Raw genomic sequence first — 26,414 nt, forward strand, 5'->3', positions numbered from 1 at the left:
ACGCCAACGACGGTTCTCTGGGCTTTTCGGCGTTTGCGAAATATGACACAGAAAGAGAATTCTGGAGTGAAGAATACACTTTCCATCTATCTGGAAGTGGGATATAGTTATATCGTTAAAGAAATGACGACTTGAGACGGAAATGTTTCTCGGGAATGGTCAAGGATGACATATATGAAGCTGAGCTTGCTTCGTGAGAAGACTTTCCGGGAATGAAGCATCGAGCCGGTGTGATAAGGTGGAGACCGGAAGTATTGGCTGCGGCGGATTGTGCGGGAAAGAAGGAGTGGTGGTGATGATTTACACACTGAAGAACAGTGAGATGGAAGTGCAGGTGTCGAGTAAGGGTGGCGAGCTCGTGTCGATGAAGGACGCGGATCAGACGGAGTATATCTGGAGCGGAGATGCGACGTACTGGAAGCGCCACGCGCCGCAGCTGTTCCCGTGCATCGGGCGGCTCACGAATAATCAGTACCGGATGGATGGTGCGCTCCACGAGATGGGACAGCACGGCTTCCTGCGGGATTACGAGCTCACGAAGGTGGAGCGCGAGGAGCAGGCAGGAGCGGAAACGGTAAGAGATGCAGCAGGTCAGGCTGGCGCTGAGGCAGAGACGGTGACTTCCCTGCATCTGCAGCTTACGTCGGATGCGTCGACGCGTCAGCTCTATGACCGCGACTGGACCGTGGATATCTTCTATAGCTTATGTGGAAAAACGCTGAGTGTGAGGTTTCAGGTTCGAAACTGCGATACGCGCACCATGCGTTTCGGCTACGGCATTCACCCGGGCTTCAATGTGCCGCTGAACCCGGCGCTCCGTTTCGAGGACTACCGGCTCGACTTCCATGAGGTATCGACCCCGAAGCAGATGGAGCTCACCGAGCACTATACGATCAGCGGGGGCATGCATGACTACGCGCTGGCGGAAGGACGCTATCTGCCGCTGCAGCATAGCCTGTTTGACCACGATGCGATCATCCTGAAGGATATGCCGCATACCGTCACCCTGGGCTCGCAGAAGGACGAGAAGAAGGTCACCGTGACCTTCCCGGACATGCCGTACCTCGGCATCTGGCACGCACCGGAAACCGACGCCCCGTTCGTCTGCATCGAGCCGTGGTCGTCCCTCCCGTCGACAGACGGCGTCGTCGACGAGTTCGAAACGAAGCCGGACTTCATCACCGTGGAGCCGGAGCAAACCTATACAAACAACTGGTCGATCAGCATCGAAGGAGGCTGCATGCGATGAAATCTACAGATATGACGTCAACACTTCGGAGGACCTGGGCGGAGATCGATCTCGATGCTCTGAGCTACAACTATCATACGATCCGGGACTATATCGGGCGTGACCGGAAATTTCTCGGTGTGGTGAAGGCCGACGCCTACGGGCATGGCTCAGTACATATCGCGAAGAAGCTGCAGGAGCTCGGCGCGGATTACCTCGCGGTCTCCAGCATTGACGAAGCGATGGAGCTCCGGTTTCACGGCATCACGATGCCGATTCTGATTCTCGGACACACGCCGAAGGAGCAGGTCGACCGGCTGATCTGCTTCAATATCACGCAGGCCGTGACCTGTGAGGCGAAGGCGCATGAATACAGTGCGGAGGCGGTGAAGTACGGCGGAACGCTGAAGATCCATATCAAGGTGGATACCGGCATGTCGCGGCTCGGATATATATGTGACGGCGATTATTTCCAGCATGGCGTCGACGGGATCGTGGAGGCGTGCCGGCTGCCGGGCCTCGAGGCGGAGGGGATCTTCACGCATTTCGCAGTGGCCGACGAGCCGGGCGAGGACTGCCGGGCGTACACCGAGCATCAGTTTAAGCTTTTCACGGACGTGATCGCAGCTGCCGAGGCGAAGTGGGGGCACCGTTTCGTCCTTCGGCACTGCGCCAACACCGGTGCGACCGTGAATTATCCGGAGACCTGGCTCGATATGGTGCGCCCGGGCCTCCTGCTGTACGGCTATGGCGAGTTCGCGCAGAAGCTCGGCCTCCGGCCCCTCATGTCACTGAAGACGACGGTCAGCACGATTAAAATCTATCCGGCCGGTACGCATATCAGCTACGGCGGCATCTACACGACCACGAAAAAGGAGCGCATCGGCGTCGTGCCGTATGGCTATGCCGACGGCTTCTTCCGTGTACTGTCGAACCGCTGCAGCCTGATGACCGTCGATGGTCCGGCCGCTCAGCGTGGCAAGATCTGCATGGATATGTGCATGATCGATCTTACGGATAAGGTCCATGTTGACGTCGGAAGTGTCGTGGAGATCTTTGGCACACAGCAGCCGGTCGAAAAGCTCGCGGAGCTCGCCGGTACCATCCCGTACGAGTTCATCTGCGCCGTCAGCAAGCGCGTGCCGCGCTACTACCTGGATGGCGGTGACGTCGTCGCGAAGGAACTTCTGCTCAGGATGTAAACATTGAACAAAGGAGAAAGAGGTATGGCTAAGTATGTAATGGCGCTGGATGCGGGAACGACCAGTAACCGGTGTATCCTGTTCAACGAGAAGGGTGAGATGTGCAGCGTGGCACAGCGTGAGTTCACACAGTACTTCCCGAAGCCGGGCTGGGTAGAGCATGATGCAGAGGAGATCTGGGCGAGCATGCTCGGTGTAGCCGTCGAGGCGATCAATAAGATCGGTGCCACTGCAGAGGATATCGCAGGTATCGGTATCACCAACCAGCGAGAGACCACCATCGTATGGGATAAGGAAACCGGCGAGCCGGTATATCATGCGATCGTATGGCAGTGCCGCAGAACCTCCGAGTACTGTGACAGTCTGAAGGAGAAGGGCCTCACCGATAAGTTCAGAGAGAAGACCGGTCTCGTCATCGATGCGTACTTCTCAGGCACGAAGGTGAAGTGGATTCTCGATCACGTAGAGGGTGTAAGAGAAAGAGCAGAGAAGGGTGAGCTCTTATTCGGTACCGTCGAGACATGGCTGATCTGGAAGCTGACCAAGGGCCACGTTCATGTAACCGATTATTCCAACGCTTCCCGTACGATGCTTTTTAACATTAACACACTGGAGTGGGATGATGAGATCCTCGCAGAGCTCGATATCCCGAAGTGCATGCTGCCGACACCGATGCCGTCCAGCTGCGTATACGGCGAGTCAGATCCTTCGTACCTCGGTGGCGCGATCCCGATTGCAGGTGCAGCCGGTGACCAGCAGGCGGCGCTCTTCGGACAGACCTGCTTCCATCCTGGTGAGGCGAAGAACACCTATGGAACCGGCTGCTTCATGCTGATGAATACCGGTGAGAAGCCGATCTTCTCTAAGAACGGTCTCGTAACCACCATCGCATGGGGACTCGACGGCAAGGTAAATTACGCACTCGAGGGTTCCATCTTCGTCGCAGGTGCAGCGGTTCAGTGGCTGAGAGATGAGCTTCGGATCATCGATTCTTCACCGGACTCCGAGTATATGGCGAAGAAGGTAAAAGATACTAACGGATGCTATGTCGTTCCGGCATTTACCGGCCTCGGCGCGCCGCACTGGGATCAGTACGCAAGAGGAACCATCGTCGGCATCACACGTGGCGTGAATAAATATCACATCATCCGTGCAACGCTGGAGTCCATCGCGTATCAGGTAAATGACGTGCTGAACGCCATGAAGGCGGACTCCAGTATCGAGCTGGCAGCCCTCAAGGTAGACGGTGGCGCAAGTGCCAACGACTTCCTGATGCAGACGCAGTCTGACATCATCGATGCTCCGGTAGAGCGCCCACGGTGCGTAGAGACCACCGCGATGGGCGCAGCCTATCTTGCAGGGCTCGCCGTCGGTTACTGGACCAGCAAGGAAGACGTCATCAAGAACTGGGCGATCGATAAGACCTTCGAGCCGAAGATCTCTGACGAGGACAGAGCGAAGAAGATCAAGGGCTGGAACAAGGCCGTCAAGTATGCTTACGGCTGGGCGAAGGAAGACGGATGCTGAATCTTTTGCTGAATCTTTTTTCTTCCTGGCCTTGCCAACAGGAGGCAGGCGTTCTATAATTTAACAAATGCAAAATTATAAAGAGGGGAGCTGACTGCTGTCGGCTGAGAGGAGATTCAGAAATCTCGACCCGCAACCTGATTTGGATAATGCCAACGTAGGTAAATACTTAGGATGAGACGTCTTCTGTACGTTTATGGATCTGAGAGAACACCTGCGGGTGTTCTCTTTTTATATGTTCAGAAGAAAGGCCATGATGCGAGGCATCCTGAGGATGCGGGAGCGCTGTTTTCCAGAGTCATGGTCTAGCGGCTGAACAGATGATGGCTGATCCCGAATCAGAAAAAGGAGAAAATATGCAGAATTATACAACACAGATGGATGCGGCGCGGAAGGGTATCGTCACGCCGCAGATGAAGATCGTCGCAGAGAAGGAGCATATGACGGAGGAGAAGCTTCGTCAGCTTGTGGCAGAGGGTAAGGTCGCGATCTGCGCAAACAAGAACCATACCTGCCTGGATCCAGAGGGTGTCGGCTCGATGCTTCGAACGAAGATCAATGTAAACCTCGGTGTGTCGAGAGATATGAAGGATTATGATCTCGAGATGGAGAAGGTGATGAGTGCTGTTCGTATGGGTGCGGAGTCCATCATGGATCTCTCCAGCCATGGAAATACGCAGCCGTTCCGTCAGAAGCTCTGTAAGGAGTGTCCGGCGATGATCGGTACGGTGCCGGTATACGACAGCGTCATCCACTATCAGCGTGACCTCGATACCCTGACCGCGAAGGATTTCCTCGACGTCATCCGTCTGCATGCACAGGATGGTGTCGACTTCGTAACCCTGCACTGTGGTATCACCCGGAAGACCATCGAGCAGATCCGCAAGCACCAGCGTAAGATGAACATCGTCAGCCGTGGCGGAAGCCTCGTATTCGCATGGATGAGTATGACCGGTCAGGAGAACCCGTTCTACGAGTACTTCGACGAGATCCTCGATATCTGTGAGGAGTATGATGTCACCATTTCCCTCGGCGATGCCTGCCGTCCGGGCTGTCTCGCGGATGCGACCGATGTATGCCAGATCGAGGAGCTCGTACGTCTCGGTGAACTCACGAAGCGTGCATGGGCACATAACGTTCAGGTCATGGTCGAGGGTCCGGGTCATGTGCCACTGAACCAGATCGCTGCAAATATGGAAGTACAGAAGACCCTCTGCATGGGCGCACCGTTCTATGTTCTCGGACCGCTCGTGACGGATATCGCACCGGGATATGATCACATCACGGCAGCCATCGGTGGTGCTGTCGCCGCGATGAACGGCGCATCCTTCCTCTGCTATGTCACACCGGCAGAGCACCTCGCACTTCCGAATCTTGAGGACGTAAAGCAGGGCATTATCGCTTCGAAGATCGCGGCCCACGCAGCGGATATCGCGAAGGGGATCCCGCACGCGCGTGACATCGACGATAAGATGGCCGATGCACGTAAGGCCCTGGACTGGGACGCACAGTTCGAGTGTGCACTCGATCCGGAGACCGCAAAGAAGATCCGTAATGACCGTCTCCCGGAGGACGACCACAGCGATACCTGCAGTATGTGTGGTAAATTCTGTGCTGTCCGCAGCATGAACAAGGCCCTCGCCGGTGAGCACATCGACATTCTGTAATCGCGATGAAATACTGTTTTCAGTATTTTTTACTATTATCCTGAAAAATGAACCTGAAAACCCCGGCGTGCATGGCATGTCGGGGTTTTCAAGTTTTCGGATTCAGTACAGGCTGCGAGTACCAGTGTACTGCAGTTTTTTCAAGAGAGATCCGTGCGCATACACACCGTCGGGGTTTTCACTTCTATTCCGAATGGTGATAGCAGAATCCGGTCGAAAGCATTGACGGCAGCACTTCATGGTGATAAAGTTAAGCAAATTCCAGTAGGGAAGTAGGAATTAGACCTGCCGGAAAAATCTTTCAGGAGGAAACGCACATGACGTTCAGAAGCAACCGTTATATGAATACATGTTGTTGCTGTTGCTGCTGTATGGCTTGCCATAGGGCGTCTTTGATGTGCGTTGAATTTCATCCGGGAAGATAGGATCTATTTAGAAATAGAGGATCTGTTTTGATTGGGACGAAGAGGACTCGCACATCGCGGGTCCTTTTTTCTTTTTTACAGAAGTGGTGAGAAAAGCGACGGTAGCTTTCCTCGACGACCGTAAAAACTGTAAGAAATGGAAAATATTTCTTACGGGCATCCAAGGTTAAGCAGATCTGTGAGAGGAGCAAAAGTTTGGATTTTCAGTTTATTCAGCAGTACATTCCGATGTACGTCGAGGCTGCGCGACTGACGCTTACGATTGGTGCTCTGGGCATCGTGCTCGCGACCGTCGTCGGCATCCTGTGCAGCGCGGTCGAGTACTACCGGATCCCGGTGCTGCGCCACATCGTTTCCGTTTACGTCGAGCTCAGCCGCAACACGCCGCTGCTCGTACAGCTCTTTTTTCTGTATTTCGGTCTTCCGAAGATCGGCATCCGCTGGTCCGCGGAGCTCTGCGGTATCGTCGGACTCGCATTCCTCGGCGGCTCCTACATGACCGAAGCCTTCCGTTCCGGTCTCGAAACCGTTGAGCCGATCCAGAAGGAATCAGCGCTCAGCCTCGGTATGACCCCGGTGCAGACGATGTGGAGTGTCATTCTCCCACAGGCCATGGCCGTTTCGGTGCCGTCTCTCGTGGCGAATGTCATCTTCCTTCTGAAGGAAACCTCCGTGTTCAGTGGCATCGCCCTGGCGGACCTTATGTACGTCGCGAAGGACCTCATCGGTCTCTACTATAAGACCCCGGAAGCCCTCGGCATGCTGGTCATCGCCTACCTCATCATCCTGCTTCCGATTTCCATCCTCGGAACCGTACTTGAAAGGAGGCTGCGCTATGCTGGATTCGGTCATTAATCACGTTGCCAATGCATTCGGCCTCGAGCTTCTGCACTTCGCGGACAGCTTCCGCGGCCTCGGGATGAAACTGCTGGCAGCTGCCACACCGGAGGCCATCGCCGCCGCACAGGCGGCCGCGGACCAGAAGAAGGCGCCGGCGATCTCGATCCTGTTTAAGGGAAATAATTTCATCCGACTGCTGGGCGGACTGTGGGTGACCATCCGTATCTCCCTCATCGCCGTACTGATTTCCATCCCGCTGGGCATCCTCTTCGGTATGCTCATGACGAGGAAGAATCCGGTCACGAAGGCACTGAGCCGCGTGTACCTCGATTTCATCCGTATCATGCCGCAGCTGGTATTACTTTTCATCGTGTACTTCGGCACGACCCGGGCCTTCGGAATCAATCTCTCCGGTGAGCTCAGTGCCGTCATTGTCTTCGTCCTCTGGGGCACCGCAGAGATGGGAGACCTCGTACGAGGCGCCCTCATCAGTATCCCGAAGCACCAGTACGAGAGTGCAGCGGCGCTTGGGATGACCCCGCTGCAGACCAGCCTCTACGTCATCATCCCGCAGACGCTTCGCCGCCTGATCCCGCTGGCGATCAACCTGATTACTCGTATGATCAAGACCACCTCCCTGATCGTCCTGATCGGCGTCGTGGAGGTCCTAAAGACCGGACAGCAGATCATCGACGCGAACCGCTTCGCCTACCCGACCGCGGCGCTCCCGATCTACGGCGTCGTCTTCTTCCTCTACTTCTTCTCCTGCTGGCCGATCTCGATGCTGGCCCGCTATCTCGAGAAGCGCTGGAAAAATTAAGGTTTTCGTAAGGGGGTCTGACCCCATAAATTCCGGTTTAGATTCTGTTTAGAAAAATTTAATGGGGTCAGACCCCATAAACTCACGTAAACTGACCCCATAAACTCCCGTAGAAAGGAAACAGGTGATATGGCTGACATACAGCTTTCAATTAAAGATCTGCATAAATCGTTCGGCGAGCTCGAGATCCTCCGGGGGATCGATCTCGACGTAAGGAAGGGCGAGGTCGTCGTCCTGCTCGGACCATCCGGCTGCGGAAAGTCGACACTGCTCCGCTGCATCAATGGTCTCGAGACGATCCATCATGGAACTATCGCCCTCGACGGAGAGGAAATCTCGGGAAAGAGCAGTGCGGAGATGTCGAAGTACCGGCAGAAGATCGGCATGGTGTTCCAGAGCTATGATCTTTTCCCACATAAAACGATCCTCGATAACATCACGATGGCACCGCAGAAGGTGCAGAAGCGTTCGAAGGCGGATGCGGAGAAGGAGGCCAGAGAGCTTCTTCGGCGCGTCGGACTCGCCGATAAGGAAAACGCCTATCCGCGTATGCTGTCCGGTGGACAGAAGCAGCGTGTCGCGATCGTGCGGGCCCTCGAGATGCATCCGGAGATGATGCTGTTTGATGAGGTCACCGCGGCGCTGGACCCGGAGATGGTTCGTGAGGTACTCGACGTTATGCTCGAGCTCGCGGAGCAGGGTCTGACAATGCTGATCGTCACTCATGAGATGGCCTTCGCGAGAGCCATCGCCGACCGGATCATCTTCCTGGATGACGGTCATATCGTCGAGGAGACGACACCAGAAGATTTCTTCACCCGTCCGAAGAGCGAACGTGCGAAGGAGTTCCTCGAGAACTTCGAGTTCGTCGCGAAGAAGCGAAAGAACGATGTGGAGTGAGGTGGTTTATCCTGCGGTAGCTGTCCGGAAAGCGAACGCAGATGAACATATATACATTTACATAACATTCTAATCAGCCGTTCAGCGCATGACCGATCAGAGAAGGATGGTCGACGCTCAGGAGAAGCCCCTGTTACAGGACGCCTGGCGTAGCGAATCTGAAAGATCGACATGAAGATGCTGAACAATATCAAAAAAGGAGAAAAATTATGAAAAAGTCAGTATTTGCAGCATTTACCGCCATCGTAGCAGCAGCGAGTCTGGCTGCATGCGGCGCTTCCTCTACACCGGACGCAACCACTGCCGCGGCGAAGGCTGCCACAGAGGCTGCGACAGACACAACTACCCCTGCCGCAACAGAAGCGGCGGCTGAGAGCAGCGCAGCTGCAAGCGGTAATTTCCGTACACTTGACGAGATCAAGCAGTCCGGAACCGTAAAGATCGGCGTTTTCTCAGATAAGGCACCATTCGGCTATGTCGATGATAAGGGTGAGTACCAGGGCTATGATGTGTACTATGCACACAGAATCGCAGATGACCTCGGCGTAAACGTAGAGTTCACCTCCCTCGACCCTGCGTCTCGCGTAGAGTACGTGGCGACCGGTAAGGTAGACATTGTCCTCGCAAACTTCACCGTGACGCCGGAAAGACAGGAGCAGGTCGACTTCGCACTGCCGTACATGAAGGTCGCACTCGGTGTCGTTTCACCGGACAGTGCGGTCATCAGCTCCATCGATGAGCTGAAGGATAAGACCCTCATCGTCGCAAAGGGAACCACGGCAGAGACCTACTTCGAGAAGAACTACCCGGAGGTGAAGCTCCAGAAGTATGATGCGTATGCCGATGCGTACAACGCGCTCCTCGATGGCAGAGGCGATGCATTCTCCACCGATAACACAGAGGTCATCGCATGGGCGAAGGCAAATCCTGGCTTCACAGTGGGTATCGAGACCCTCGGCGATTATGACACCATCGCAGCCGCAGTCGCAAAGGGCAACAGCACGGTGCTCGATTTCCTGAACGATGAGATCAAGACCCTCGGTGAGGAAAACTTCTTCCATAAGGATTATGATGAGACCCTGAAGGCCGTATTCGGTGAGGATACCAACCCGGATTCCATGGTCGTTGAGGGTGGTGTCGTAGACTGAACAAAAGGAGCCGCAGATTGCGGCTCCTTTTTTGCTATCAGATTGTCAGCCAGATTCAGTTCAAGTCGTGCATGGATGGACAGGGGTCAGACCCCTTTCTGCCAGGTGCCAGGGGATGAAAAAATCTCAGCGGGGATCTGACCCCGTGGCTGCCCGGAAATGAGCGGGCAGATATTTAATTTGTCTTCTTCGACGCTTCGATCTGCTGGATCAGCGTCTGGATCGTCGCCTGGTAGGCCATCGATATCTTATAGATGATCTCCTCCTGCGAGTCCTTCATGCCTTCCTGCAGCCAGCGGAGGATACTGCCGACCATCGAACAGCTGTAGAAGCGGGTGATGAAGTGGATATCGTCCTCACTTAAGTGGTGTCCACGGACCTCGTTCCGTACGTACTTCTCGACGAAATCGTCCGTGATGTCATAGAGATACCGGAGGATCATGTCGCGGTTTTTCGAATTGTACAGATGATAGACCGCGTTCTTATACTCCAGTACGAGATGATACTTCTGAAGATACGCATCATACAGACTGTCGAACTCCTGCTGCTCGGAAAGAGACTTGTCCTTCTCGAATTTCAGAAGCTCCTCCACCACCTCATAGATATCACTGAAATAGTAGTAAAACGTATTTCGTGTAAGCTCACACTGATCACAGATGTCCCGCACCGTGATCTTATCGATCGGTTTTACCTGCAAGAGCTTCAGCGTGCTGTACATGATCGCCTGCCTGGTGAATTTCGCCATTCTGTCACTCCTTTACCTCGCCGGATACTGCATATTCCATGCGGAAAAGCAGCGTTTATATCCTTTTATAATACAATAGTTTGCGTTTTAAAGGAATGATAAAAATAGAATGAAGTTGGATCTTCACCTTACAGTGGCGCAACTTTCTTCCGATATACTTTTCGGAAGAAGAAGGTGGACAGGACCATAGCTACGCCTTCAGCGATGAGGAAGCACCACCAGACGTTGTTGACGTTGCCGCTGAGGGAGAGAAGCCAGGCAACCGGGATGAGTACGACGAGCTGGCGTCCGAGGGAAACGATCAGGGAGTAGAAGCTCTGACTGAAGGCCTGGAAGATCGAGCCCATGACGATGCCACAGGCGGCCAGCGGAAAATGAAACGCGATGATGCGAAGTGCCGGGGTTCCGATCGCAAGCATATCGTCGGAAGCATTGAACAAACGAAGAAGTACTTCCGGCACCAGCTCGAAGGCGAGTGTGCCGCAGAGCATGATGCAGATCGCGAGTGTGATGGCAAACTTCAGTGCTTCGTTGATGCGCTGCTTCTTCCGAGCACCGAGGTTGTAGGCGAGAATCGGGATGAGGCCGTTGTTGAGGCCGAAGACCGGCATGAAGAAAAAGCTCTGAAGCTTGAAGTACACACCGAATACAGCGGCTGCCGTCGTGGAGAAAGCGGCGAGGATCAGGTTCATGCAGTAGGTCATGATGGAACCGATCGCCATCATCAGAATCGATGGAACACCGACATAGTAGATCTGACCGATGATTTCCTTCTTCGGGTGAAGAATCCGGGACAGCGAAATGTGCAGCTCCTTGTTCATATGCAGGTTCAGGAAAAGTCCGAGGACTGCGGCGATGCACTGACCGAATACAGTCGCATAGGCGGCACCGGCTACGCCGAGGCATGGAAAGCCGAAGAGACCGAAAATCATAATCGGGTCGAAGATGATATTCAGGATAGCACCGGTGAGCTGAGAGCACATGGAAAGCACGGACTGACCAGTCGACTGCAGCTGGCGCTCGAAGGTCAGCTGGAAGAAAAGTCCGACCGAGAACATGCAGACGATGCTGAGGTAGGTGTCACCCGCCTGGATGATTTCCGGAACGCTCGTCTGACTCTGGATAAACGGTTTCGTCACAAAGATGCCGACGAGCAGGAAGATGATAAAGTTTACGATGCTCAGAAAGAGTCCGTTATTTGCGGCATCATCTGCACACTCAAAATTTTTCTCGCCGAGCGAACGTGACAGTAGCGCGTTCATGCCGACGCCGGTGCCACATCCTGCCGCGATCATCAGATTCTGCAGCGGGAAGGCAAAGGTAACAGCCGCGAGTGCATTCTCGCTGATTTGTGCGACGAAAATCGAATCAACGATGTTATAGAGCGCCTGTACCAGCATGGAAATCATCATCGGTACAGACATATTTATGATCAGCTTCTTTACAGGCATCACGCCCATTTTATTTTCCTTCATGGTTTCGGTAGTCGTCATTTCTACATCCTTTATTCCTTATATATGCTGGTTTAACTTTATTACTATAACATGATGCTATATATAGCACAATTCCCAGTATGTTCTATACGCTGTGCATGGTCATACACAAGTCCATTCAGACGTGGCCCGGTGGGCAGCCACGTCTGAGTAGAGATATGTAGGATCAGAAATCCATGCAAAAGAACTTCTAAAATCGAAAAGAATTCTTCTGTTTATCCGTCTATCTTTTGCGTTACACTATAGAATCAGAGAAATAACAATGAAGAAACAGAGGACTCTTATGAAGAAAATGATCGATTATGGACGGACGGTGCGGCGCATACCTCGTTCGACCCTGCGCTGTTGTGGTCGCCGCTTCCGGATATTCTCTCAAAAGCGGATACCGAAGCGACGGTGCGCAGCTGGGCGGTGGCGGACGCGGATGCTACGTTCGAAATCCTTTATTATGGAAAGCGCAGCTTCCGGACGGACGAAGGCCTTCGTTTCATCGAGGGCGATGCCGACGGGGACGGTGTTTCGGGTACCGCCGATGCCATCTACATGGTAAATGCCGGCGGTGAGGTGAGCGGCTACGAGATGTCGCTCTACATGCCGGATCATCCGGAAATCACACCGGAGCGTTATATCATGGAGCCGAAATACATCCCGCAGAGCGCGCTGAACGCGCAGCACGAGGATCAGATCGTCGAGACAGCGCAAAGTGCGACCGGCTGGACTGTGGATCAGGCCGACGGTTCCGTCTATACCTTCGCACAGTCCGACGCCAATGCAGGCTATCGGCTGGTGGTGATGGATGCCGCACTGGGGTCTCGCTTTTACGGTCTCGAAAAGTCGACCGATGCCGGAAAGCAGTGGACCAGTATCAATGAAGATCCATTTGACGGCAGTGCCGGCGTCGCGGAGGGCATCGAATTCTTCGATGAAAGCTTCGGCTTCATCGGACTGCAGAGCGCATCCGGCGATAACGATCCCATATGCTGCTGAGTGTTTTGCAGATGGCGTATATAACCATTGGGAATGAGAAACGCACTTCACTATTGTTTGACTTCATCAAGTTAGTGTGGGATAATTTAAACGGCTTATTTTTATACGGCACATAGTGGGATCGACTATATGAATGGACTTAGTCTCGGAAAAAAGATACAGGAAATCCGCTCGGCGAAGGGCTTTTCCGTGCGGAAAACGGCGAATCTTGCAGAGATTACACCGTCGATGCTGAGCCAGATCGAGAACGACCTGGTCAATCCATCGATCAATACACTTCGCTGCATCGCCACTGCGCTGGACACACCGATCTACATGTTTTTCCGCGAAGAAGACCATGAATCTCCGGTCGTTCACCCGGAGGATCGCCTTTCCCTCGGCTTTAAAAGCGCTCTGGATGTGCGCTATGAACTGCTGACACCGGACACGAAGGGCAGCATCGAGTTCTGCATGATGATCATCCCGGCCGGCATGAGCTCCTACCGCGACGCTCGCAGCCATGAAGGTGAGGAAGTCGCTTATCTGATTTCCGGCGACAGCGTCGTCCTGGAGATGAACAGTGCCGAGTTTTCGCTCACCGCAGAAGACAGCGTGCGCATCCCGCCGTATGTCGCCCACGTATGGCATAACCGCGGCACCACCGAAGCCCGCGTCATCTTTGCCATCACCCCGCCATCCTTCTGAGCGAAACACGAGGTGTCGTCCAGGGCACGTAGGCCCTCAGCTGAACGGAGCCAGCGGAAACAACATATAAAATTATACGTACAGAGTCATGCCCGCGCATGGCTCTTTTTGTATACACGATCCATCCTACCGCAAGGGCGTACTGACCTTCGGCAAATAATGACGGGGAAATGATGAAATGACAGATTTGTCATCACACAGTCACCGTATATTCATCTATGTTATCTAATATTTTTTTAGATAAACTCCTATAAAATAACAAACGCGAAAGGGCGAAATCAGCGCGACAGTGTTGATTTCGCTCTTTTGTGCTAAAATGAAGAAAGGCAGGTCAGTCCGTGATGACAGGAGATGAATATATGAACAGAGTGTTACTGGTGGACGATGAGCAGGCGATCCGGCTTGCGGTCCGCATGGCGCTTCGGCGCGAGGGCATGGATGTGACGGAGGCGTCGGATGGACTCGAGGCCCTCGCACTTCTGAAAAAAGAGAAATATCAGCTGGTGATCCTCGATGTGATGATGGAGCGGGTCGGTGGCTACGAGGTGCTGCAGAAGATGCGTGCAGCCGGAGACCACACGCCGGTCATGATGCTGTCCGGAAAGTCGGATGAGATGGATCAGGTGCTCGGCCTAGGCTTCGGCGCCGACAGCTACCTTACGAAACCGTTTCATACGGCGGTGCTGATTCAGACCGCGAAGGCGCTGATACGGCGGAGTCAGGTCTACAGCCAGGAGGTGTCCGATGTCGGCATTCGCCGCGGTCCGTTTGCGGTCGATATGCTGAAGATGGAGTGCCTGAAGGATGAGAAGCCGCTGAACTTCACGGCGCGTGAGCAGGCGCTGTTCCGCTTCCTGCTGGAGCATCCGGGACAGGTGTTCACGAAGGAGCAGCTGTATGCGCAGGTGTGGAACGAATCGGTCGTCGACGACAACACGATCACGGTCTATGTGAAGCGTATCCGCAGCAAGATCGAGGAGGACCCGAAGTCGCCGAAGTACCTGAAGACCGTGCGCGGCATCGGCTACATGCTGACCGTGGAGGAGTGACCCGATATCGCCCGGCCCGGTGGCGAGTGAGTTCATCGTACTGAGAGGAGGACGAACGCACGGCGGGTGCAGGATGAAAGCAGAAGGAAGAAAGGGCAGAGTGAGATGAAACGTATCCGGAACGGGCTTACGAATAAACAGACAGAGCTGAGAGCGGTGGTCGTCTTTCTGCTGCTCTCGATGATCGCGGCGCTGTCCGGCTTTCGCTACTACCAGAACTATCGGCGGCAGGCAATCTCCATGGAGGGGAGTCAGCTGCTGACGATCGCCGGTATCGTGGGTGATAACCTCGATTCCTATCTCGAGCAGAAGATCCATCAGATCGACCTCATCTATCGGAATGCGGGCATGCCAGAGGACTGGATCCGAAATAATGGAATGCGTGAACGAACGGACTTCTTTCTGCAGGAAAACGGCGCGCTGTATAACTGGGTGACGGTGACGGCACCCGACGGGACGGTGACGCGCTATGCGCCGGGGCAGTCGACCATGGTGACGAAGATCGGAAGCGGGAAGACGGAACGTTCTCTGGACGACGCGGAGGCGAGCTCCTCGGATGCAGCGACAGCGACCGCGGGCGGCCATCGGATGAGCGGCGGAAGCATGCGCACAGGAAGCGGGGCTACGGATCGCGGGGCGATTTCGGAGGCCAATGCCGGCACCGAGCATGCGGCGCGGATCACGGGGAAAAAAATCTCATCGGTTACAGGCTGGTATGAGCTGTATATCCAGAAGGAAATCGATACGAAGGAGGGCACCTATCAGCTGTGCTTCGCGATGAATATGGAGGCACTGTACGAGAACAGCGTGGCAAAGGTCAAAATCGGAAAAAACGGTTATTCGGTGGTGAAGGATCAGGACCTGTACATCATCATGCATCATGCGAAATCGCAGATCGGCCTCGATGCGCTCTATGGACGTGAGCGTCTGTATCCGGAGCTCAATTACAGCAGCATGCATGCGTGGCTGGAGAAGCAGGAGACCGAGGATTCCGGAACCGGTGTGATCGATACCTATGACTGGTCGGATGAGACGCATCCGAGGATACAGCGTGTGGTGGCCTTTCAGGCGATCTATATCCAGGGAGAGCGCTGGATCGTGAACTCGACGCTGCCGGTGACGGAGCTTTCGGCGCCGCTCGACGATATGATGATGACGATGATCGGCATCGTGTTCGTCTATATCATGCTGCTCGGGATCATCGTGGTGTTCGTGCTGCAGAGCCATTTTCAGGCAGTAGCCCAGGAAAAGGAGATCACGTACCTGAAGGAAATCAACCGGGGCATGGAGACGGTGGCCCGAAAGAACGAGGAGATCCGGTACTATCAGCGTATCCAGTCGCTCGGCATGATGTCGAGCCACATCGCGCATGAGTTCAATAACTATCTGACGCCCGTCATGATCTACGCGGAGCTGCTCGAGAACGATGCGAATATCTCGACGGAGAATAAAGAGATGATCCATGAGATGCTGGTATCGGTCGATCGGGCCTCGGACCTCTCGAAGCAGCTGCTGGCCTTCGCACGGCAGGATACCGGCGTACGTCTGGAGCAGCTGAACTTTACGGAGGAGGTCCGGCATGCAGTCGGTATCGTCGAGCAGCTGGCACCGGCGGTGATCACCGTGCATACAGACATCACAGAGGAGCCGCTCTATATCCTCGGACGAAAGGGCATGGCGGAGCATATCCTCATGAACCTCTGCAAGAATGCCTTTCAGGCGATGGAAAAGACGGAGCGGAAGGAGCTCGGGATCGAGCTGATGGGCGGGCATGGACATCTGATTCTCCGCGTCCGTGACACCGGCTGTGGCATCAGTGAGGATGTACAGCAAAAGATCTTCGAGCCGTTCTATACGACGAAGGGCTCCCGTCATGGTACCGGCCTCGGGCTGTCCGTCGTCCGGAACATCCTCGGCTCGATCGGCGGTACGATCCACGTCGAGAGCACGCTCGGTGAAGGGACCTGCTTCACCATGGAGATACCGCTCTGTGAGGATGTCGGGGATGACGAGGATGCACGTGCTGCATCTGACCGTGGTACAGCCGAAGGGCAGAGAGCGGATGCCGCGGATCGCCGGGGCCCGGACGGGAATACGGGCGTTACGGTCGGAAAAATGTCTGTCACCGGGAGCATGTACAGCCAGAAACATCCGAAACCGATCGCGAAGATCGCTTTTGTCGTCCGCGAAGAGCGGCAGAAGACGTGGAAATCGCTCGTCCGCGCATCCGAAAAGGCCATCGATTTTTACAGCCATCCGGCGGCGCTGATCGATCGCATCCAGAAGGCGCCAGACGCCTACGATATGGTCATCACGGCGTACAGGCTTCCGACCATGAACGGCATCGAGCTCTGCGAAATCATCCGACGACTGAACCCAGGCGTCCGGCTCGTTCTGATGGCGAAGCAGGGCGGTGCAGACTACGAGTGGTATCTCAACAACGGCATGATCGACCGCTTCATCCTGAGCTCAGAGTTCGAAAAGGAATTTCCGACACTGTAAGCGCTAAGCCAGGGGCCCCTGGCTTACGCCTGTCGTCAGTGTTCTGTGCGAACGAATGCGCCGCTGGCCTTGCCGGCTTCCTCGCCGACGAGGTTGTAGCCCTCCTGCAGGTAGTGGAATTCGTCCTTCATGAGGCCCTTTGCGGCGAAGGAAGCGAGACACTGGCTCACGAGGACGATGTTCGGTACATCCGCGGCGAGCTTCTCCTGCATCTTCTGAATCGGTACATAGAGCGCCGGATCGTCCCGGTGATTTCCGATGCGGATCAGGAAGCAGTACGCGAGGTCACAGTCACGCATGAAGGAGGTAAGGACCAGCTTCGTGCGCTCATAGTATACCTGCGGGTCGGTATGCAGATCGCCATCCGTGCAGCCCTGACACCAGACCATATTCCGATGCGCTATGTTTACACCGCGTGCAGAAAGCCAGAGCTCACAGCGCTGTACACGCTCGACCGCATCCCGGTAGTACGCGCCCTCCGGCAGCCACTCCGCGATGGCAGAGCCACCCTTCGCTGCCGATACACCGACGACCGGGGTACTTGTCTCCGCGTAGTAAGCATTGACGAACGAAGACACCATGGAGCCGGACTTCATGCCCGGCTCGTAGATGCCATCTGGTTTATCCTCATACTGGCCGAACGGCTCCACGAGCGGTGAGAGACGATCCGGTGCCGTGATGGCACGGAACTCATAACCGTGACCCTCCGGGACGGCCGGCGCCTGTGCCGCGACACCACGGCCTGCCATGTTGCTCTGCCCCATAAATGCAAGTAAATCCACGCTGGATGGTAACATAAGAACACCCCCATTTATTTTTGATAAATCATTCACGTTTTACATCCGTAATTATCGTCATTTCATATCCGATGTCAATGCAGGAAAATGGAAAATCGCGATGAAGTCGATTTTGGGCCCTTGATGCAGACCGCAGCCCCTTTTGTATTGCGAAACACGGGTCGAACAGGTTAAAATAATAGTATCTATGATGATTCGGAATACTCGCATCCTTTGATGCGTTTTGAGAAGGAGGTGCACCATGCCACATTCAGGAGGGGGCGGCAGTCATTCAGGTGGAAGCAGTTATTCAGGAGGCTCCAGTGGCGGATCCGGTGGCAGTGCGAAGAGCTACCGACATTCCAGTACGCCGTTCACCGGCGGTCGGGCGTTCGTCATCTATAATCGGATGAATGAGCCGAAGGTCGTTTATACGGATGAGCCGAATTATCACGAGGAGACGACGAAGGGGCAGTATATCCGTTCGGTCGTGTTCGCGGTCATCGCGGGTATCCCGGGGATCGTGATCATGCTGCTCGGTCTCGTCACGATGTTTTCCGCGTTCTCCATCGGGTATAAGAAGACCGTTGTGCCGGAGTACGTGGATCAGTCGATCTTCATCCAGGACGACTACGGGCATCTGACGGATGCAGAGCTGGACCGGCTCGATCAGAGTCTCAGCGCGTTCCGGGATCACACCGGTATCATCCCGGCCGTTGAGTTTACGAACGATGCCGCCTGGGAGCTGGACTACGATGATATGGAGAGCTTCGCGTACAACGAGTACATCTGTAACTTCGATGATGAGTATCATGTGCTGATCACCTACGGCTACGGCGCGGAGAATCCGGAGACCGGCTTCAACGAGTTCCACTACCATACGATGTGGGGTGATGATCTCGGAAAGACGGCGAAGAAGAAGGATGAGGATCAGCTCATCGATCTGCTTCAGAAGAACCTCGCCCGTGCGAACGGGGATAATGTCGGCGACGCGATGGCGACGACCTTCGATGATTATCTCGCGTATTACGAGGCGAAGGGCTTCACGGTCGATATGGAGAACCTGGGCGGCGGCTTCGCTGAGTTCTTCTTCGGTCTGATCCTCGTGGGTGCCTTCGTCGGTACGGCCATCGCGGTTCGTGCGAACTATCTGGATGGACAGAAAAAGGGCATCCGGACCTATAAGATCGATGGTAAGCCGAAGATGCTGAAGTGTGACTACTGTGGCTGCACCTACTATGCTGGTACGATCGGCACCTGCCCGCACTGCGGCGCACCGTTGAAGATGGAAGCGGATGGATAAATCTGCTGATGGGGGTCAGACTCCCTTATGAATAGCGTAAGGAGATTGATGACGCCACGCGGGGGTCTGACCCCGTATGGCTTCGCAGAAGACAGAAAAAGCTTTCCGGGCAACCGGAAAGCTTTTTTTACTCGACCTTCAGCATGCGGTAGCCGATGCCGATGTGCGTCTGAATGTACGGCTGGGCGTTTTCGCCGCGCTCGAGCTTCTTGCGAAGGGTCGCCATGAAGACGCGGAGGGAGGCGACGTCGTTATCCCAGCTGCTTCCCCAGATCTGCTTGGTGATGTAGGTGTGGGTGAGGACCTTCCCGACGTTCCGGGAGAGGAGACAGAGGAGCTTGAACTCGATCGGGGTGAGGTGCAGCTCCTCGCCCTGCATATAGGCGCAGCCGGCGGCGTAGTCGATCTTCAGCTCGCCGTTTGTGAAGATCGGAGATTCCTGTCCGGATTCGGACTTCATCAAGCCGAGGCGGCGCTGCGTCGCACGGAGGCGTGCCAGGAGCTCTTCGACGGAGAAGGGCTTCGTCAGGTAGTCGTCGGCACCGGCGTCGAGAGCCTCGATCTTATCGCTGTCCTCGGTGCGTGCGCTGATGACGATGATCGGCATGTTCGACCAGGTGCGGATCTTCCGGATGACCTCTACGCCGTCGATGTCCGGCAGCCCGAGATCGAGCAGCACGATGTCCGGATTATGAGACGACGCCTCGAGGATGGCGCTCGTGCCATCCGGTGCGGAAAGATATTTATAATCATGGGTTTTCAGCGTGGTGGTGATGAGATTCCGGACCGGCGTATCGTCCTCCACCACGAGGATCAGTGCTTTATTCATTCTATTCACCTCATATCATTCGGGTTTCTATATACACGAGTGAGGCCAATGCCTAGGGATGTACATCATCGTCAGGCCTGCGAGTGGTCGCCTCTTCACTGGCTTGTTCATGTTTACATATTGAGATTAATCTCACTGAGCGGCAATGTAAAGGAGAAGACGCAGCCGTGTGGCTGATGATCGCGGAGCGAGAGCTCGCCGTCGTGTGCATGCACGATGGAGCGGCAGAGGGAGAGCCCGAGGCCGAGGCTTCGGCGGCTGTCTGCCACGCGCTTGCTCCCGGTATAGAACATCTCGAAGACCTGCGCCTTCTGCGCATCCGGGATACCCGGGCCGTCGTCGGAGACCTCGATCACCGCATGCTCCGCTTCACGGAAGGCGTGGATCTCGATATGTGATCCTGCCGGGGTGTATTTGATCGCGTTGTTCACGAGGTTGATGAGAAGCTGCATGATGAGGCGCGCATCTGCCCGTACGAGGAGCGGCAGCTCACCGCAGTCGCTCGTGATGTGGTGTTCCGTCGCGTGGCGGTCGATGTGCCGGAGTGCCTCCGCCACGATGTCATCCACGACCTGGTCGGAGAGCTGCAGCTTCACGCTGCCATCCGAGATCTTCGTGACCGCCAGGAGATTCTCCACGAGCTCCGTCAGCCACTGCGCATCATCGTAGATATCCGTGATCATCTGTGTCCGGCTGTCGTCGTCGAGCGCCTGGTAGCTGTGGAGCAGGGCGTCTGCATTGCCCGAAATCGAAGTGAGCGGCGTTCGAAGATCGTGCGAGATGGAGCGAAGCAGGTTCGCCCGCAGCTGCTCGTTCTTCGCGAGTACGGCGGCCTTCTCGCGCTCCTCAGCGTTGTGAAGGCTCTCAAGCGCGAGGGCACACTCACCGAGGATGGAGAGGAGGATGCTGGAAGTGAAGGCGTCGAGAGGAGCCTTCGCTGAGCAGGGCACGCCGACCACGCCGTAGACCTGCTGGCCGGTGCGGATCGAAAGGTAGAGGCAGTGTGCGTTCTGAAACTTCTCGGTGCTCGCACCCGCACGCTTCCGATGCTGAAAGACCCAGTCGACGACCTCTGGCTCACAGGCATTCTCCGGGATACTGCGTGGCGCACCGCCATTCGCAGGGAAGAGGTAGCCATCCCAGAAACGGGACGAGGCGACACCACCAGATGGGCTGGTGCCTGTGATCGAAGCAGCAGATGCCGGAGCATACGGTGATGGCGTGGCGGCATCCGCTGCTTGCATAGCAGTCGCTGTACCGGTGGTCTGTCCGTATGGGACATCCAGCTGCATCGCAGGATAGACCAGGATATCGCGCTGCACGAGACGCTGAATCTGCGTCGCGGTCGTGCGGTAGATGTCGGTCGGCGTTTCGGCCTTCTGCAGCTGCTGGTTCGCGTCGAAGAGGGTTTTCGTACGATAGGCATCCCGCGCGGACAGCTCGGCATGGGCCTTCAGCTTCGCGGCGAGGGTGCCGGCGAGGATGGATGCGCCGAGCATGACGGCGAAGGTCACCGGGTAGTCCTTCCCGTAGGCGACGAGCGTGAGCCGCGGCTCGGTCAGGAAATAGTTGAAGAGAAAGACACTGAGGACCGACGCCAGCAGTCCGCAGGTGTAGCCGTTTGTGCTGACGGAGGTCAGCAATACGCCGAGGAGATAGATCGTGATGATGTTCGCGTCTGTGTAGTGCAGGCGGAAGAAGAGGAAGCCAATGATGGTGGCCGCTGCCTGAATGACGAGCGTGAGAACAAGATCCCGCAGGGTGGGTATCGACGGTGCGATCGCCAGCATTGGCCGCTGTGTATGGCGGACGACTTCTGCATCCGGGATGATGTGGATCTCGACGGTGGGCGCGAGCTCGGTGAGGCGTTCGGTCAGGGACGGCTGGCTCCAGAAGTGCCGGCGTTCCGCGCCGCTGCGGCCGAGGACGATCTTCGTGATGCCGGAGACGCGCGCGTACTCGGCGATCTGTGTCGGGACGTCGTCGCCGTGGGTGGTGACGATTTCCGCGCCGAGCTCCGTCGCGAGGCGGACGTGCGTCTGGAGGCGCGCCTCGTCCTCGCTGCTCAGCGCCTGGTTCCCCGGCGTTTGTACGTAAAGTGCGGTCAGTGTGCCCCCGAAGGCCTGCGCCATCTGTCCTGCCATGCGGACGATGCGCTCGTTCGACGGCGAGGAGGAGAGGCAGACGAGGATATGTTCATTTGATGGGTTACTGGATTTTGTTTCTGCTTTTGTCATACGATAGTTCCCTTTCAAAAGCCATTATAACATAAAGAAGCCGGACCGGAGGTTCGACTTCCTATGTTGCCCTGATCGGACTTGTGATGCTTATCACAGTTCAGTCAGGGATATTATGGCTTACGGCCATGCTTCCGGAGGTAGCGTACCACGCGGTCCTCCTCGGCTACGAGGTAGATCCCGAAGCGGAAGAAGAGAAGCAGGGCGATGATCAGAAGGATCCCATCGACATCCATGGCGCACCTCCTAGATCTGGAAGCACTTCTGCAGTGCCTTGTACTCGCCGATGACAAGAATCGTAACGTCGTCCGTGAGGACGACATCCGGGGTGACCGTGACATTCGTTTCACCGTGCGATTTCACGCCGAGGATGTTGATGCCGTAGAGCTTTCGGATATTGAGCTCACCGATACTTTTTCCGAGCCAGTTCTTCGGGATCGGGACTTCGAAGATGGCATGCTGCTTATCGATTTCGATGTAATCGAAGATGTGGTCAGCAGTATAACGGATGGCGGCCCACTGTGCGAGCTGCTTCTCCGGATAGACGACCTGATCAGCACCGTTACGAAGCAGGAACTTCGCCTGAACGTCACGCTCTGCACGGGAGACCACGCACTTCGCGCCGAGCTCCTTCAGAAGTGAGGTGGTTTCCAGCGAGTTCTGGAAGCTGCCGCTGATGGTGACGAAGCAGACATCGTAGTTACCGATGCCGAGGGAGCGGAGGAAATCCGCGTTCGTGCTGTCACCGATCTGCGCAGTGGTGACATACGGAAGCACTGAGTTGATGCGCTCCTCTGAGATGTCCACGGCCATGATCTGATGACCGAGCTGCATCATCTGTATCGCGAGATGACGACCGAAACGCCCTGCACCAATTAATAAAATATTCTTCATAGTAGTTTACTCCTTTATTTTTGAGTTCATATCCGGGTCCCCGGCTCAGGTTTTACAGGTCTCGGAGTACGTTGCCTCCGGTGCCGTCTCTCCGGGTGCCCTTAGCTGAACGCCTGGATTTTTTATCCGACGGTGATCTGCTCCTGTGGCAGTCTGGCGACGATGGTCTTTCGGCTCGAAACGGTCGCGTAGATGAGGGTGAGGCCTCCGACACGGCCCATGTACATGAGCACGATGAGGATCAGCTGCGACAGAATGTGTAAATGTGGTGTGAGGCCGAGGGTCAGTCCGACGGTTGCGACGGCGGAAGCGGTCTCGAAGAGGCAGCTGGAAAAAGGCAGCCCCTCATAGATGCTGATGACGAGGGCGCCTCCGAAGAAGAGCGTGAGGTACATCATCATGATCGTTGCGGCGGTTCGCACGGTACAGCAGTCGACGCGTCGTCCGTAAAGCTGCACGCTCTCACGTTGACGGAAGGTCGCGATGGCGTTCGCCATCATCACCGTGAAGGTGGTGGTCTTCATACCACCGGCCGTGGATCCTGGTGAACCACCGATCAGCATGAGAAGAATCATGACACCACGGGAAGCGCCCGAGAGCTTCGTGAGATCGGTGGTATTGAAGCCGGCGGTACGGGGCGTCACCGACTGGAACGTGGCGGCGAGCAGACGCTCACCGAGCGGAAGACCGCTGTAGTCATTGGCGAAAAACAGCGCTGCCGGAAGCACGATCAGCGCGAGGGTGGTCACAAGGATCACCTTACTCTGCATACGGTAGCGTCGGAAGCAGAGCCGGTTCGTGCAGATATCCTCCCAGGTCAGGAAGCCGATGCCGCCGATCACGATGAGGAGCATGATGGTGATGTTAACGACGGGATCCGCGGTGTAGGCGGTCAGCGACGGATAGAGATTTCCGGGACGGCCGAGCAGGTCGAAGCCGGCGTTGCAGAAGGCCGAGATCGAGTGGAAGACGGCGTACCAGATACCGAGGAGTCCGTAGTCGCGGCAGAAGGCCGGGAGCAGGGCAAGTGCGCCGAGGAGCTCGATGAGGAAGGTGCCGCACAGGATGAAGCGCGTGAGCCGGACGATGCCGCCGACCTTCGGAGCCGAGATGGCGTCCTGCATGGTGCTGCGCTGCATGAGCGAGATTTTATGACCGGACAGAAGAGCGAAGGCGGCGGCGACCGTGATGATGCCGAGTCCGCCGATCTGGATCAGCATGAGGATGATCGCCTGGCCGAAGCTCGACCAGTAGGTGCCGGTGTCCTGCACGACGAGGCCGGTTACGCACACCGCCGAGGTCGCCGTGAACAGCGTCTCGTGGAACGGCGTCCAGAGGCCGCCCGCCGACGAAATCGGCAGCATCAGGAGCAGCGCACCCACGAGGATGACGCAGGCGAAGCCCCCGGTGATAATCTGAAACGACGAAAGACGATGCATCCGCCGAAGCTGTTCTTCAGTCATAGAAATTCTCCCTTTCTCAGAATTGCACCTATGATAACAGGCAGGAGTTAAAGGAGGGATAAGGGAATAAAGGATGGTATTAAGATGGTGTAAAGATGAAAGGGCCCCGGTCTGAACGGTTACCCGCTGGTGATTCGAAATCACCCGGACGCCGGAATCGCCGTTGCCTCGCAGCCTTCCGGGGATTATAATGAACAGAGATTTAAGTATATAAGTGAGGGAAATACATGGAATATCGTATCGAACATGACACTATGGGTGAGGTCTGTGTGTCGGCAGAGCATTTCTGGGGTGCGCAGACCGAGCGTTCGCTGGAGAATTTCCGCATCGGCACGGAGACGATCCCACGCGAGGTGATTCACGCCTTCGCGGTGCTGAAGTCCGCCGCGGCGACCGCGAACCACGCCCTCGGCAAGCTTCCAGAGGCAGAGGCGCAGGCCATCACGGATGCCTGCCGCGATATCTGTGACGGCAAGTACCCGGAGGAGTTTCCGCTGAAGGTATGGCAGACCGGTTCCGGCACACAGTCGAACATGAATATGAACGAGGTCATCGCACATATCGCGATGCATGATCATCCGGAGCTGAAGATCCATCCGAACGATCATGTCAATATGTCCCAGTCCTCGAACGACACCTTCCCGACAGCGATGAACATGGCCGCGGTGCTCGCGATTCACGCGCAGCTCATCCCGGCAATCGACACGCTGATCGCGACGATGAAGCGTCTCGAGGAGGAGAATCATGATGTGCTGAAGATCGGCCGCACGCATCTGCAGGATGCCGTTCCAATCCGTTTCAGTCAGGAAATCTCCGGCTGGCGCGGCATGCTCGAGGAGTCGAGAGCACAGATCCTCGAGGCCTCCGACCATCTTCGGAAGCTCGCCATCGGTGGTACTGCGGTCGGCACCGGACTCAACTGTCCGGCGGGCTTCGACACGGCCTGCTGTGAAGAAATCTCGCGCCTCAGCGGACAGACCTTCACGCCGAGCAGCAACAAGTACCACGCGCTCACCTCGAAGGACGGCTACGTCTTCACGAGCGGCGCACTGAAGGGCCTCGCTGCAAACCTCATGAAGATCGCGAACGACATCCGCTGGCTCGCGAACGGCCCGCGCTGCGGTCTCGGCGAAATCTCCATCCCGGAAAACGAGCCGGGCAGCTCCATCATGCCGGGTAAGGTCAACCCGACCCAGTGCGAGGCGATCACGATGATCGCGATCCAGGTGATGGGCAACGACAGCACGATCGGTATCGGCGCATCCCAGGGTAACTTCGAGCTCAATGTCTTCATGCCGGTGCTCGCCTACAATATGATGCAGTCCATCCGCCTCCTAAGCGACGGCATGGTCTCCTTCGAGCTCCACTGCGTCCGCGGCATCAAGGCGAAGAAGGAAAAAATGAATGAAAATCTCCGCAACTCCCTCATGCTCGTGACCTGTCTGAGCCCGGTCATCGGCTACGAGAACGCGGCTGCCTGCGCGCACAAGGCTTTCGAGGAAAACACGACCCTGAAGGAAGCGGTGCTCGCCCTTGGCTTCCTGTCGGAGAGCGAGTATGACGAGGCGGTACGGCCGGAGAAGATGGTCTAACATCAGCATCTATGCTGTACGGTGTCAATGCCGTCAGGCTGAAAATCATCGCTCCGCCGAAGACATTGACCACAGAAGTATCCGGTGCCAATGCTGACCGGCT

Annotated in this window: 22 protein-coding genes; 14 read left to right on the forward strand and 8 right to left on the reverse strand. The window is 55.8% G+C overall.

Going from position 1 to position 26,414, the window contains the following annotated elements:
* Positions 1-295 precede the first annotated feature (295 nt).
* From ACTQ52_RS05080 to ACTQ52_RS05115, 8 genes are all read left to right on the forward strand, one after another.
* On the forward strand, positions 296-1,249 hold the full coding sequence (locus ACTQ52_RS05080) for an aldose 1-epimerase family protein (RefSeq protein ID WP_441981964.1): 954 nt from the start codon (positions 296-298) through the stop codon (positions 1,247-1,249).
* Complete coding sequence (gene alr / locus ACTQ52_RS05085; protein WP_441981965.1) at positions 1,246-2,430, forward strand: alanine racemase; 1,185 nt, start codon at positions 1,246-1,248, stop codon at positions 2,428-2,430. Before ACTQ52_RS05080 ends, alr begins: the two co-directional genes overlap by 4 nt.
* Positions 2,431-2,454: 24 nt before the next feature.
* Positions 2,455-3,957 (forward strand): glycerol kinase GlpK, encoded by a 1,503-nt coding sequence (gene glpK, locus ACTQ52_RS05090; RefSeq protein WP_441981966.1) that lies wholly within the window; start codon positions 2,455-2,457, stop codon positions 3,955-3,957.
* Between the two features lie 356 nt (positions 3,958-4,313).
* Positions 4,314-5,624 (forward strand): phosphomethylpyrimidine synthase ThiC, encoded by a 1,311-nt coding sequence (thiC, locus tag ACTQ52_RS05095; RefSeq protein WP_410042246.1) that lies wholly within the window; start codon positions 4,314-4,316, stop codon positions 5,622-5,624.
* A 620-nt stretch (positions 5,625-6,244) separates the two neighbouring features.
* Positions 6,245-6,904, forward strand: coding sequence for an amino acid ABC transporter permease (locus tag ACTQ52_RS05100; protein WP_410042247.1), 660 nt, complete (start codon positions 6,245-6,247; stop codon positions 6,902-6,904).
* Positions 6,885-7,709 carry an amino acid ABC transporter permease gene (locus ACTQ52_RS05105; protein ID WP_441227351.1) on the forward strand — a complete coding sequence of 275 codons (825 nt, stop codon included), beginning with the start codon at positions 6,885-6,887 and terminating at the stop codon, positions 7,707-7,709. Before ACTQ52_RS05100 ends, ACTQ52_RS05105 begins: the two co-directional genes overlap by 20 nt.
* Positions 7,710-7,838: 129 nt before the next feature.
* Positions 7,839-8,609, forward strand: coding sequence for an amino acid ABC transporter ATP-binding protein (locus ACTQ52_RS05110; RefSeq protein WP_441981967.1), 771 nt, complete (start codon positions 7,839-7,841; stop codon positions 8,607-8,609).
* Positions 8,610-8,818: 209 nt separating this feature from the next.
* A complete protein-coding gene (locus tag ACTQ52_RS05115; RefSeq protein ID WP_441981968.1) occupies positions 8,819-9,757 on the forward strand; it encodes a cysteine ABC transporter substrate-binding protein in 939 nt (312 codons plus the stop codon).
* Between the two features lie 175 nt (positions 9,758-9,932).
* Here the strand turns inward: ACTQ52_RS05115 and ACTQ52_RS05120 are convergent, their stop codons facing one another.
* Both ACTQ52_RS05120 and ACTQ52_RS05125 read right to left on the reverse strand, forming a co-directional pair.
* Entirely contained in the window at positions 9,933-10,502 is a 570-nt protein-coding gene (locus tag ACTQ52_RS05120) for a TetR/AcrR family transcriptional regulator (RefSeq protein ID WP_441981969.1), read from the reverse strand.
* Positions 10,503-10,630: 128 nt separating this feature from the next.
* Positions 10,631-11,995 (reverse strand): MATE family efflux transporter, encoded by a 1,365-nt coding sequence (locus ACTQ52_RS05125; RefSeq protein WP_441981970.1) that lies wholly within the window; start codon positions 11,993-11,995, stop codon positions 10,631-10,633.
* A gap of 396 nt (positions 11,996-12,391) precedes the next feature.
* Here ACTQ52_RS05125 and ACTQ52_RS05130 point away from each other — a divergent pair, with 396 nt between their 5' ends.
* The 4 genes from ACTQ52_RS05130 to ACTQ52_RS05145 all read left to right on the forward strand — a co-directional run bounded on the left by ACTQ52_RS05130 (position 12,392) and on the right by ACTQ52_RS05145 (position 17,217).
* The gene (locus ACTQ52_RS05130; protein ID WP_441981971.1) at positions 12,392-12,982 is read left to right on the forward strand and encodes a hypothetical protein; all 591 of its coding nucleotides are present in this window, start codon (positions 12,392-12,394) and stop codon (positions 12,980-12,982) included.
* A 129-nt stretch (positions 12,983-13,111) separates the two neighbouring features.
* A complete protein-coding gene (locus tag ACTQ52_RS05135; protein WP_441981972.1) occupies positions 13,112-13,666 on the forward strand; it encodes a cupin domain-containing protein in 555 nt (184 codons plus the stop codon).
* 359 nt (positions 13,667-14,025) lie between these two features.
* Positions 14,026-14,715, forward strand: a complete 690-nt coding sequence (locus tag ACTQ52_RS05140) for a response regulator transcription factor (protein WP_410042259.1) — start codon at positions 14,026-14,028, stop codon at positions 14,713-14,715.
* 105 nt (positions 14,716-14,820) lie between these two features.
* Entirely contained in the window at positions 14,821-17,217 is a 2,397-nt protein-coding gene (locus ACTQ52_RS05145) for an ATP-binding protein (RefSeq protein ID WP_441981973.1), read from the forward strand.
* 35 nt (positions 17,218-17,252) lie between these two features.
* Here the strand turns inward: ACTQ52_RS05145 and ACTQ52_RS05150 are convergent, their stop codons facing one another.
* Positions 17,253-18,014 (reverse strand): sialate O-acetylesterase, encoded by a 762-nt coding sequence (locus tag ACTQ52_RS05150; RefSeq protein ID WP_441981974.1) that lies wholly within the window; start codon positions 18,012-18,014, stop codon positions 17,253-17,255.
* Between the two features lie 241 nt (positions 18,015-18,255).
* On the opposite strand from ACTQ52_RS05150, the gene ACTQ52_RS05155 reads away from it, so the two are divergent.
* Entirely contained in the window at positions 18,256-19,296 is a 1,041-nt protein-coding gene (locus ACTQ52_RS05155; protein ID WP_441981975.1) for a hypothetical protein, read from the forward strand.
* Positions 19,297-19,423: 127 nt separating this feature from the next.
* Here the strand turns inward: ACTQ52_RS05155 and ACTQ52_RS05160 are convergent, their stop codons facing one another.
* From ACTQ52_RS05160 to ACTQ52_RS05180, 5 genes are all read right to left on the reverse strand, one after another.
* Positions 19,424-20,125, reverse strand: coding sequence for a response regulator (locus ACTQ52_RS05160; RefSeq protein ID WP_410042263.1), 702 nt, complete (start codon positions 20,123-20,125; stop codon positions 19,424-19,426).
* 113 nt (positions 20,126-20,238) lie between these two features.
* Complete coding sequence (locus ACTQ52_RS05165; RefSeq protein WP_441227359.1) at positions 20,239-22,362, reverse strand: DUF4118 domain-containing protein; 2,124 nt, start codon at positions 22,360-22,362, stop codon at positions 20,239-20,241.
* 113 nt (positions 22,363-22,475) lie between these two features.
* Entirely contained in the window at positions 22,476-22,598 is a 123-nt protein-coding gene (locus ACTQ52_RS05170) for a hypothetical protein (RefSeq protein ID WP_410042265.1), read from the reverse strand.
* A 10-nt stretch (positions 22,599-22,608) separates the two neighbouring features.
* Positions 22,609-23,256: a potassium channel family protein gene (locus ACTQ52_RS05175; RefSeq protein WP_441981976.1), complete on the reverse strand. Its 648-nt coding sequence runs from the start codon at positions 23,254-23,256 to the stop codon at positions 22,609-22,611.
* 122 nt (positions 23,257-23,378) lie between these two features.
* A complete protein-coding gene (locus ACTQ52_RS05180; protein ID WP_410042267.1) occupies positions 23,379-24,719 on the reverse strand; it encodes a TrkH family potassium uptake protein in 1,341 nt (446 codons plus the stop codon).
* Between the two features lie 227 nt (positions 24,720-24,946).
* Between ACTQ52_RS05180 and fumC the strand changes: the two genes are divergently transcribed.
* A complete protein-coding gene (gene fumC, locus ACTQ52_RS05185; RefSeq protein ID WP_441981977.1) occupies positions 24,947-26,311 on the forward strand; it encodes a class II fumarate hydratase in 1,365 nt (454 codons plus the stop codon).
* The last annotated feature ends 103 nt before the right edge of the window (positions 26,312-26,414 follow it).

The sequence above is a fragment of the Oribacterium sp. Sow4_G1_1 genome (genome assembly GCF_052116105.1).
Classification (GTDB): Bacteria; Bacillota; Clostridia; order Lachnospirales; family Lachnospiraceae; genus Oribacterium.